Below are 9,796 nucleotides of genomic sequence, written 5' to 3'. Positions count from 1 at the left end.
AAACGATCGAATAGTTCGCGGGGGTTCGGTCCGTCGTGGGGGTTGAGGTGGTAGAGGTCGTGCATGGCTTCGTAGAGGAGTCCGGCGAGGTAGATGGTGAGGCTTGGCTGTCGGTTTTCGTATTCGGCTTTGAGGAGGAGGCGGGCTTCGGCGCAGGGCCAGGGGTGGCCGCAGGCGCGGCAGGCCCACATGGGTCGTAGGGGTGTGTGGGGTGGTTGGTTCCGGGTGTGGTGGCGGGGGTGTTGGGGGTGGGGGCCGAGTCGTGGTTGGGGTAGGTGGTGGGGGTTCACCAGCGGCCTCCGTTGGCTCGCCACTGTTGGGCGGGGGTGAGCCAGCCGACGCGTCCGGGTTGGGGGTCGGCGAGGGTTGGTTGGGTCATCCACGCCGGCAGGTTCGCTGGGCGGCTGGGCTCACTTGCCTGATACGGCCTGCTTCCCCGGTGTGGTCCGCTTGCCCGGTACGGCGCGTTGCTGCGGGGTGCTCTGTTCGCGCGATGTGCCCCGCCTGCGCGATGTGCCCCGCCTGCGCGGTACGGCGCGTTGGTGCCGTGCGGGCGGGGTGGTGCGGTGTTTCTCCGCCGCCAACCAAACCAGCGGATTCGCATGGGGACCTCCTTGATGTTGGTGGAGGGACCGCCCCCACCGACAGCGCGGGGGTGGGGGCGGTCCGACAGCGCCTCCGGCGGGAATGCCCTCCACCGGCTCACGCCGTCTCAATTCACTCTGTGTGTTAACCACCTCGTGGCGGAAGGGCTTCATGCTGATCCTGGCGAGGGTCTGGCGATCTTGCTCTTTTCCTGGCGAAGCTTGGCGATCTTGCTGGTAGGGCTGGCGACGTCTGGCGATCTTGCTCATTTCCTGGCGACGCCTGGCGATCTTGGTGGTTCGGCTGGCGACGCTTGGCGATCTTGCTTGTTGGACTGGCGTGGTGTGGCGATCTAGAAGAATCTCTGGAGGGCCGATGAAATCTGAATGTGCCGCCGATCTCATCCGGGTGCAGCTCCGCCGCCAGCGGGGGCTGGCCGGCATGAGTCAGGAGGAGTACGGGCGTCGAACGAACTATTCGGCGTCGACCGTGTCGGCGGTGGAGACCGGCACCCGAATGGTTGACCTGCCGTACGCGTGCCGGGCGGACGAGATCCTGGAGACCGGCGGCCTCTTCGAGTCCCTGCTGCGGTTGGCGCATCGGGACGAGCAGCCGGCCTGGTTCAAGCCCTGGCTGGAGGCCGAGGCGGTCGCGCGGCAACTCCGCTACTTTCACCCGAACCTGATTCCGGGCCTGCTCCAGACCGAGAACTACGCCCGCACGGTGCTGCGGTTCGACGACACCCGGCCCGAGTCCGAGGTGGAGCAGCAGGTCTCGGCTCGGCTGGAGCGGCAGAAGATCCTGACCCGCGACCGGCCGCCGCAGATCGTCGCCGTCATCAACGAGGGCGCGCTGCGGCTCGGGGACACCATCATGGCCGAGCAGCTCGCGCATCTACTCCGGATGGCGGAGCTGCCGTACCTCCACATTCACATGATCCCCACGGCCGCGGGGTTGCACGTGGGACTCTCCGGTCCTCTCGCCCTGGCGATGATCCCGGATGGAGGCTGGGTGGGCTACCTGGAAAACCAGCTTGCCGGCGACCCTGTCAATGCCGAGGAAGAGATAGTTACCCTTCAGACCAGGTGGGAGTGCGTGCGAGGCGTCGCCCTCCCGCAAGCCTCATCGGTCGCGCTGATCAAGGAAGCGGAGTACCTGCATGAACCTCAGTAACGCTCGCTGGAAGAAGTCCACTCGCAGCGGCACGAGCGGCGGTGAGTGCGTCGAGGTCGCCGACAACCTTCCCGGCATCGTCGGGGTGCGGGATTCCAAGGACCCGACCGGGCCGGCGCTGGTGTTCGGGCCCCGGGCTTGGTCGGCGTTCGTCGCCCAGTTGCCCGGCCGCGACTGACCCGCCGCGACCCGACCCGCGCCCGTCTTACCGACCCGCGCCCGTCTTACCGACCCGCGCCCGTCTTACCGACCCGCGCCCGTCCCCACGTGGGGACGGGCGCTTCGTCGTCGTGGTGGCCGGGTGTACCGCTGGGCCTCGCGGCGCGGTGGGGGCGAGGTCACCCGGTGAGCAGGAGCGTGGCCGGGGTGGCGAGCAGGAGGAACGGGCCGAAGGGCAGGTGGCTGGACCAGCGGGCCCGGCCGGTGGCGAGCAGCGCCAGGGCGGTCCCGGCGGCGAGGGTGAAGGCGAGCAGCAACCCGAGTACCAGCAACGGCCACCCGTGCCAGCCCAGCAGCAGGCCCACCCCGACCGCGAGCTTCGCGTCGCCGAGCCCGAAGCCCCGCCGGCCGAGCAGGAGGGTGCTGGTGGCGAAGAGCAGGCCCAGGCCGAGCCCGGCGGCGGTGGCGCGCAGCCAGGGGGCGTACCCGGTGTCGAGGGTCGCGGCCAGGCCGAGTAGCAGCCAGGTGCCGAGCGTGGCGGGGCCGGTGAGTCGGTCCGGCAGCCGGTGCACCGCGGCGTCAACGAAGGCGAGCGGCACCGCCCAACCGAGCCACCAGGCCACCGCGGCCACCTCGATGATGGGCCCGCCGGCTAGCAGCAGCGTCAGGCCGGCGGCGAGCGCGGCGACCTCCACCGTGCCGGGTGGTGGGCCGACCCGCGCGCCGCACCCGCCGCACCGGGCGCGTGGCCCGATCGCCGGCCCCGGTTGGGTCAGGCTGATCGGGGCGCCGCAGGCGTCGCAGCCGAGCCGGGCCGTCACCCCCACCGGTACGGAGTGCCGTACGGCGGCGAGCCGGAGCGCCGGGGTGATCATGAGCGCGGCCAGCAGTGAACGGGGTGCGGTACGGCGGGAACCGGTCACCGTCATGTTGAACTCCATCGGATGAATACGGACAGTAGTTGTTGGGTGGCTCTTTGATCTCGGCTGACCTGACCCGAGAGCTGCACACCCCACCGCCTCTCATTACTGAGCGTGTTCACCTGAAATGCCCCTGTTGTATCGGCTGTCGTCAGCCTATGCTCGCCCATTGAGTGCAATGCGACCCTGCAACCATTCGATCAAGAAACTGTGGGCGGGGTGGGAGTCAGCTTTCTTACAAGTCGGTAACGGTAAATGCGGATGCCTTGTATGGGGCCCGGATGACACCATCCGGCCGCGCTTCCGCATGTCCGGATTCACCGGGTAGCGACCGCCCGGTGAAGGTCGACGAGGAGGGTCGGGACAGTGCGAGGAAGGCAGCGCAGGGGCGTGTCGGCGTACCTGGTGGTGGGCGCGGTGTTGGGTGCCGTGGCCGGCTGCGGCACCGACCGGGAAGCGCCGGTCGAGGCCGTGGGCGTGGTTGATCCACCTGCCCCGGCATCGGGGAAAGTGGACGAGCGAAATGCTCGGCGAGCCGCGCTCGCCGCCTATTCCGGATATCTCGCGGTGACCCAGGACGCGAGTGGCGACAGCGACCCACACCACCCGGAACTCACCACCTACCTGGCCGACCCGTTGTTGACCCGGGTTCGATTCACCATCCGCGCCGCCAAAGAGCACGGCGCCATCCGCATCGGTACCCTCCGTTCGGACCCCGTCGTGACCGCGGTGGACCTCGTGAGTGTCCCGGCCATCGTCGAGATCCAGGACTGCCTCGACGCGACCGGCTGGCGGCTGGTCTACGCAAAAGACGAGCGGGCCGTCCCCGGTAGCGAGAGCACCCGGCATCTGGCGACCGTGACCGTGGCCCGATATCCGGATGGCCGCTGGCTGGTCAACACCGGCGCCGCGCACGAGGACCAGCCATGCTGACCCGGGCCGCCCGATCGCGCCGCACCCCGCTGCGGGTGTTGATCACCAGCGGGCTGGCAGCGCTGATCACCACCGGCCTGACCGTTGCCGCCGCGCCGGCCGCCGCCGCACCACCTGTTGCCGCCGCACCACCTGTTGCCGCCGCGCCACCTGTTGCCGCCGCGCCGCCCGTTGCCGCCGCGCCGCCCGTTGCCGCCGCGTCGGCCGCCGATCCGCCGGATGTGATCTGCCCACCCTCGCAGACCACCTGCGAGGTCTGGGACGACGAGCCCGGTGACGGCGGTGGCCCGGGAGATGGTGGCCCCGGTGACGGCGGGGGCGGTGGCGGTGCGACCTGCCAGTGGGACGGCGAGGTCATCCCCTGCTACGACGAGGTGCTCGGCTGGTTCCACAACGGTGACGGCTGCTACTACAAGCTGATCGAGCCCCGGCCCGAGGGCACCCCGGACGGCTTCGACTGGTATGTGTTGACCTGCAACGGGGGTGACCTCGGCTCGCAGCGGACGGAGCTGCGCGACGCCCCGCCGCCCGGCTTCGGCACCCCGCCCGACCCGGCGGAACTGGCCCGGGCGGCGCTCGCCTCGATCGACCTGCTCCCGCCGCGGGTGGCCGTCGCCCCCCGCCGCCGGATCGGCGCCGGGCTGGTCGGCCTGCCGGTGTGGATGTGGGCCAGCACGGCCGGGTCCGGCCAGCCCCGCCACTACTTCGGCCCGCAGCAGGCATCCGCCAGCGACCGGGGGTTGACCGTTCAGATCGCGGCGGAAGTCACCCGGGTGCGCTGGGACATGGGCAACGGCACCAAGGTGACCTGCTCCGGCCCCGGAACGGCGTACGAGTCGGAGAGCCCGCTGGCCGGTAAACGCTCCCCGGACTGCGGCTACCACAGCGGCTACCCGGAGCCCGGCGCGTACCAGATCCAGGCGACCACGCACTGGACGGTGCGCTGGAGCGGCGGCGGCGAGAGCGGAAGCTTCGAGGTCACCCGGACCAGCGGCACCGTGACGATCGAGATCGATGAGCTTCAGGTGGTAACCCAGTGAGCCTCGCGACCAGCAACGCGGCGGCGACAGCCGACGCCCCGATCACCCCGCCGAAGGTGCTCCGGCAGCGCCGGATGCGCCCCGGCCTGCTCGGCCTCGCCGTCCTCCTGATCGCCCTCGGCGGCCTCGGTTCGGCCTTCGCCGTCAACGCGGTCCGGGCCACCGGCAGCTACCTGGCGGTGGCCCGACCGGTCGAGGTCGGCCGGGTGGTCAGCGCCGACGACCTGGTGACCGTGCAGGTCGCCGGTGGGGCGGGGCTCTCCCCGGTGCCGGCCGGGCAGCAGGGCGACGTGGTCGGGAAGCGGGCGAAGGTGTCGCTCGTCCCCGGAACGCTGCTCACCATGGAGCAGCTCACCGACAAACCGCTGCTCGCCCCCGGCCAGCAGCAGCTCTCGGTGGGCCTGGACCTGGCCCAGGCGCCGGCCCGCCGGCTGCACCCCGGGGACAAGGTCTCCCTGGTCAGCACCCCGGCCGGCAACGACGACCGGTCGGTCACCACGGCGACCCGGTTCGAGGCCACCGTGATCGACGCCAGCATCGTCGGGAACGACGACGAGATGGTGGTCTACCTGGCGCTCGCCGTGCGGGACGTGCCGGCGGTGGCGGCGCTGGTGGCCCAGGACCGGATCGCCATCGTGCTCACCGAGGCGGCCTGAGCATGGCGATCATCGCGCTGGTCGCCGCGAAGGGCTCGCCCGGGGTCACCACCTCGGCGCTGGCCTGCGCCCTGACCTGGCACCGGCGGCTGGTGCTCGCCGAGTGCGACCCGGCGGGCGGATCCCTGCTCGCCGGCTACCTCGGTGGCACGCTCGACGGTCCCCGGGGCATCGGCGAGCTGGCCGTCGGGGAACTGCGGGACGGCAACCTGGAGGCGGCGTTCTGGTCGCAGCTGGTCGACCTGGACGCGCCGAGACGGGAACGACTGCTGCTGCCCGGCGTGGTCGACCCCGCCCAGGCTGGCAGCGTCACCCCGCTCTGGCAGCGGTTCGCCGACTTCTTCACCGAACTCGACCACGGCGACCCGCCGTACGACGTGATCGTCGACTGTGGCCGCCTGCACGTACCCGGACCGCCCTGGCCGCTCCTGCGCGCCGCCTCGGTGGTGCTGGTGGTAACCCGGGCTCGGCTGCCCGAGGTCTCGGCCACCCGCGCGCTGGTCCGGACGATCCAGCGGGACTTCACCGAGCACCGGGTCGCCCCGGGCACGCTGCGGCTGCTGCTGGTCGGTGACGGGCACGGGAGTGGCGAGATCAGCAAGGCGTTGCAGGTGCCGGTCGTCGCGCGGCTGCCGCACGACCCGCGTACCGCTGAGGTGTTGACCCTCGGTGGGACCGTGCGGATCGGTCGGCCGCTGCTGTGCGCCGCCAGCGAGCTGGAGGTGCCGATCGGGACGCTGCTGGACCGGCGGCGGGCCCGCCTGGCCTGGCCGGCGGCGGGCCACGAAGGCGCCAGCGCTGCGCCGCAGGAGGCGTCGAATGCGATTTGAACCCGTCTCCGCCGACCCCCGGCGACACCCCCCGACCGCCGCCCCGACGGTCACCTCGACCGCGCCCCCGCTGGCCCCGCCGAACGGCGGGCAGCCGGGGCCCGCCGCTGCCCGGCCGGAGCCACCGCCCCGCCCCCGGGTTGACTTCCAGGTCGTCCGCGAGCTGCGCCGGGAGCTCAGCGAACGGCTCACCCACTGGCAGCGCGGCCGGGCGTTCGACCCCGACGCCGAGGACACCGAGCGCGCCCGGCTGGCGGTCGCGGTCGTCTCCGCGTACGCCGACGCTGTCCGCCGGGCCGGCACCCCGCTCACCGCCGACGAGGAACGGCTCCTGCTCGACCAGGTGACCGCCGAGCTGGCCGGGCTCGGCCGGCTGCAGACCCTGCTGGTGGACGAGAGCATCGAGGAGGTGCACATCCTCGGCTGCGACCAGGTGCGCGTCACCCGGCGCGGCGGCGGGGTCGACTGGATCGATCCGATCGCCGACAGCGACGAGGAGTTGGTGGAGATCCTGCAGGCGGCGGCCCGGCGGGCGGGCGCCACCGAACGTTCGCTCTCCACCTCCAAGCCCACCCTCGACCTGCAACTGCCCGACGGCAGCCGGCTCGCCGCGGTGTTCCTGGTCAGCCACCGCCCCTACGCGGTGATCCGCAAGCACAACACGCTCGATGTGGGGCTGGACGACCTCGCGGGCGGCCGGAACGACCTGGACGAGATGCTCGACCCGCTGCTGCGCGACTTCCTCCGCGCCGCCCTGCGCGCCGGCCTGAACATCATGGTCGCCGGCCTGGCCGGGGCGGGTAAGACGACCGTCATCCGGGCCCTGATGAACGAGATCCCGGCCGATGAGCCGTACGTGCTGCTGGAGGAGAGCCGGGAGCTGCTACCGGCCCACCGCGGCGACCGGCATCGGGCGGTGATGAGCTTCGAAGCCCGCGAGGGGCACGGTGAACGCGGACCGGACGGCCGCCCGGCCGGTGAGGTCAGCATCGCCGACCTCATCCCGGTGTCGCTGCGGATGGGCGTCCTGCGGATCATCGTCGGCGAGGTCCGCTCCCGGGAGATCGTGCCGATGCTCCAGGCGATGACCACCAGCCGCGGCTCGATGTGCACGATCCACGCCCGCACCCCGGCCGGCGTCGGCGACCGGATCATCGAGCTGGCCCTGGCGCACGGCCGGGAGATGACCGTGGACCAGGCCCGCCGGATGGCCGGCAACGCCCTCGACCTGATCATCTACGTCACCATCGAGGACGAGACCGCGATCGGCGGCCGCAAGCACCGCTTCGTCTCCCACATCGAGGAGGTGATCGGCGTCGGCGACAGCGACCGGATCACCACCACCACGGTCTTCGGGCCCGGCCCGGACGGGCGGGCGGTGCCCCGGCACCTGCCGGAGCGGATCCGCGCGCAGCTCCTGCGGGTCGGTTATGACACCCGACTGCTGAGCCGGTGGATCGAGGCGGGCAGCGGCGCCTGGCGACGCCCCAGACACCCGCGGCTGGCCCAACGATGACCGCCGCCGTCGACATCGAACTCGTCGCGGTGCTCGCCGGCGCCGCCTGCGTGGCCGGGCTGCTGCTGGCCGGCGTCGCGATCGTCGGCACCCGCCGTCCACCCGGACCCCGCCCCGGCGCCCGGCGCGGGCTCAGCTGGCTTGGCTTCGGCGCCACGGCGCGGGAACGCCACTCCCTCCAGCTGCTCCTCGTCGGCGCGGTGTTCGCCGGCGCGCTGGGCTTCCTGCTGACCGGGCTCCCAGTGGTCGGCCTGCTGGTCGCCGTCGCCGTTCCCGGCACGCCCTGGCTCTTCTCGGTGGGCCGGGCCGAGCAACAGGCCATCGCCCGGATCGAGGCGGTCGGTGAGTGGACCCGACGACTCAAGGACATCTCGGCCACCGGGCAGGGCCTGCAGGCCGCGATCACCGGTACCGTCGCCACCGCACCCGAGGAGATCCAAGAGGAGGTACGGCTGCTCGCCGCCCGCCTCCAGGCCGGCTGGCTGGCCCGCCCCGCCCTGCTGGCCTTCGCCGACGAGATCGCCGACCCGGTCTGCGACCAGGTGGTGGCGGCGCTGATCCTGCACCTGACCGACCGGGGTGAGCGCCTCGGCGACGTACTCGGCTCGATCGCCGCAGCCGCCAGCGCCGAAGTAGCCACCCGGCGCGAGATCGAGGCCAAACGTACCCAGCCCCGGTTCGCGGTCCGCTTCCTCACCGGCATGACCCTGGCGGTGCTCGCGTACGGGCTGCTCAACACCGACTACATCCGCCCGTACGGCACCCCGACCGGGCAAGTCGTGATGGCGGTGCTCGGGATCACCTTCGTCGTCCTGCTGGCCTGGGTCCGCGCGATGAGTCAGCCGCCGCGGCCGGCCCGCTTCCTGCCGGCGCCCGAGTCGCAGGAGGTGCTGGCGTGACGAACTGGCTGTTGACCATCGCGGTGACCGCCGGGGCGCTGGCCGGGCTCGGGGTTTTCCTGGTGGTCCAGGAGCTCCTTCCGGCGACCCCGGCGCTCGGCCCCGCGCTGCGGCGGCTGCACCAGCCGCCGGGAGGGTCCCACCCGGCCGGGGCCGCCGGCCAGCGGCTGGAGTGGCTGACCGGGCTTACCCGGTGGCTGCGTCCGCCGCACCAACAGCTCGCCCTGCTCGGCCGTACCCCCGAGCAGTACGCCCTGTCGCTGCTGCTCTCCGCGTTGATCGGACTCGCCTCGCCGACCCTGCTCAGTGTCACCTTCGCCGCCACGGGCGTCGGGCTGCCGGTGGCCGTACCGGTGCTGGGCAGTCTCGGCCTGGCGCTGATCTGCGCGTGGCTCGCGCACCGCGCGGTGCTGACCAAGGCGGAGGCGGCCCGCGGCGAGTTCCGGGCCGCCGTCTGCACCTACCTGGATCTGGTGGCGTTGCAGCTCTCCGCCGCGCACGGGCCGGTGCAGTCGCTGGAGCGGGCGGCGGAGGTCTGCGACGGCTGGGTCTTCGACCGGATCCGGGAGTCGCTGCGCCTGGCCCAACTCCAGATGCACTCACCCTGGGACGAACTGCGGGACCTCGCCGACCAGATCGGCATTCCGGAGCTCGGTGACGTGGGCGCGATCATGCGCTCCTCGGGCAGCGAGGGCGCGCAGGTGCACGAGACCCTGCGCAGCCGGGCCGACTCGCTGCGTGACCAGATCCGCACCGACAACCTGGCGCGGGCGGAGGGGGTGACCGGCCGACTGGACATCCCGGGTGCCCTGCTCGTCTTCGTACTGCTTGGTTTCGCCACCTACCCGTTCCTCGCCCGCCTCTGACGACCGTCCGATAAGGAGCCCGCCATGTCCCTGTTCGTTCACCTACAGGTCGCGTTGGCCGCGCGCCTGGCCGAGCTGCGTTCCGACCGCGAGCGGGGGGACAGCCCTGTCCCCACCGCCGTGATCATCTTTGGTTTGGTGGCCGCCGCGATCACCGTCACGGCGCTCGTCGCCACCCGGGCGGAGGGCTGGATGAACGCCATCCCGACCGCGCCCTGA

12 protein-coding genes are annotated in these 9,796 nt (G+C 72.1%); 10 read left to right on the top strand and 2 right to left on the bottom strand.

Translation table 11 applies throughout. The annotated features are described in order from the left end of the window. Positions 1–290, bottom strand: a 290-nt coding sequence (locus tag T398_RS24760) for a hypothetical protein (RefSeq protein WP_496450241.1), incomplete at its 3' end; no start/stop codon positions are given. A 670-nt stretch (positions 291–960) separates the two neighbouring features. Between T398_RS24760 and T398_RS24755 the strand changes: the two genes are divergently transcribed. Next, positions 961–1,758, top strand: coding sequence for a helix-turn-helix domain-containing protein (locus tag T398_RS24755; RefSeq protein ID WP_496450240.1), 798 nt, complete (start codon positions 961–963; stop codon positions 1,756–1,758). Beyond that, positions 1,745–1,936, top strand: a complete 192-nt coding sequence (locus tag T398_RS24750; RefSeq protein WP_496450239.1) for a DUF397 domain-containing protein — start codon at positions 1,745–1,747, stop codon at positions 1,934–1,936. Before T398_RS24755 ends, T398_RS24750 begins: the two co-directional genes overlap by 14 nt. A gap of 160 nt (positions 1,937–2,096) precedes the next feature. On the opposite strand, the gene T398_RS24745 is transcribed toward T398_RS24750, so the two are convergent. Further along, positions 2,097–2,858 (bottom strand): prepilin peptidase, encoded by a 762-nt coding sequence (locus T398_RS24745; RefSeq protein ID WP_496450238.1) that lies wholly within the window; start codon positions 2,856–2,858, stop codon positions 2,097–2,099. Between the two features lie 369 nt (positions 2,859–3,227). On the opposite strand from T398_RS24745, the gene T398_RS24740 reads away from it, so the two are divergent. Genes T398_RS24740 through T398_RS24705 form a run of 8 tightly spaced genes read left to right on the top strand, consistent with a single transcriptional unit; the run spans position 3,228 to position 9,796 of the window. Further along, on the top strand, positions 3,228–3,770 hold the full coding sequence (locus tag T398_RS24740) for a hypothetical protein (protein WP_496450243.1): 543 nt from the start codon (positions 3,228–3,230) through the stop codon (positions 3,768–3,770). Beyond that, positions 3,764–4,810, top strand: coding sequence for a hypothetical protein (locus tag T398_RS24735; protein WP_496450237.1), 1,047 nt, complete (start codon positions 3,764–3,766; stop codon positions 4,808–4,810). The genes T398_RS24740 and T398_RS24735 overlap by 7 nt, the downstream gene beginning before the upstream one ends. Next, positions 4,807–5,466, top strand: coding sequence for an SAF domain-containing protein (locus T398_RS24730; RefSeq protein ID WP_496450236.1), 660 nt, complete (start codon positions 4,807–4,809; stop codon positions 5,464–5,466). The genes T398_RS24735 and T398_RS24730 overlap by 4 nt, the downstream gene beginning before the upstream one ends. A 2-nt stretch (positions 5,467–5,468) precedes the next feature. Continuing rightward, a complete protein-coding gene (locus T398_RS24725) occupies positions 5,469–6,296 on the top strand; it encodes a CpaE/TadZ family protein (protein ID WP_496450235.1) in 828 nt (275 codons plus the stop codon). Next, on the top strand, positions 6,286–7,812 hold the full coding sequence (locus T398_RS24720) for a TadA family conjugal transfer-associated ATPase (RefSeq protein WP_496450234.1): 1,527 nt from the start codon (positions 6,286–6,288) through the stop codon (positions 7,810–7,812). Before T398_RS24725 ends, T398_RS24720 begins: the two co-directional genes overlap by 11 nt. After that, the gene (locus T398_RS24715) at positions 7,809–8,711 is read left to right on the top strand and encodes a type II secretion system F family protein (protein ID WP_496450233.1); all 903 of its coding nucleotides are present in this window, start codon (positions 7,809–7,811) and stop codon (positions 8,709–8,711) included. The genes T398_RS24720 and T398_RS24715 overlap by 4 nt, the downstream gene beginning before the upstream one ends. Further along, the gene (locus tag T398_RS24710) at positions 8,708–9,577 is read left to right on the top strand and encodes a type II secretion system F family protein (protein ID WP_496450232.1); all 870 of its coding nucleotides are present in this window, start codon (positions 8,708–8,710) and stop codon (positions 9,575–9,577) included. The genes T398_RS24715 and T398_RS24710 overlap by 4 nt, the downstream gene beginning before the upstream one ends. A 24-nt stretch (positions 9,578–9,601) precedes the next feature. Continuing rightward, positions 9,602–9,796 (top strand): hypothetical protein, encoded by a 195-nt coding sequence (locus tag T398_RS24705; protein ID WP_018728759.1) that lies wholly within the window; start codon positions 9,602–9,604, stop codon positions 9,794–9,796.

This window comes from Salinispora goodfellowii (genome assembly GCF_059570675.1).
Note: the sequence above shows the minus strand (reverse complement) of the source record. Positions and strands in the feature narration are given on the sequence as shown.

Excerpts from the sequence above, each read along its gene's own strand:
- T398_RS24720 (WP_496450234.1), top strand. The coding sequence starts at position 6,286 with ATGCGATTTGAACCCGTCTCCGCCGACCCCCGGCGACACCCCCCGACC.
- T398_RS24735 (WP_496450237.1), top strand. The coding sequence starts at position 3,764 with ATGCTGACCCGGGCCGCCCGATCGCGCCGCACCCCGCTGCGGGTGTTG.
- T398_RS24750 (WP_496450239.1), top strand. The coding sequence starts at position 1,745 with ATGAACCTCAGTAACGCTCGCTGGAAGAAGTCCACTCGCAGCGGCACG.
- T398_RS24725 (WP_496450235.1), top strand. The coding sequence starts at position 5,469 with ATGGCGATCATCGCGCTGGTCGCCGCGAAGGGCTCGCCCGGGGTCACC.
- T398_RS24715 (WP_496450233.1), top strand. The coding sequence starts at position 7,809 with ATGACCGCCGCCGTCGACATCGAACTCGTCGCGGTGCTCGCCGGCGCC.
- T398_RS24745 (WP_496450238.1), bottom strand. The coding sequence starts at position 2,858 with ATGGAGTTCAACATGACGGTGACCGGTTCCCGCCGTACCGCACCCCGT.
- T398_RS24705 (WP_018728759.1), top strand. The coding sequence starts at position 9,602 with ATGTCCCTGTTCGTTCACCTACAGGTCGCGTTGGCCGCGCGCCTGGCC.
- T398_RS24755 (WP_496450240.1), top strand. The coding sequence starts at position 961 with ATGAAATCTGAATGTGCCGCCGATCTCATCCGGGTGCAGCTCCGCCGC.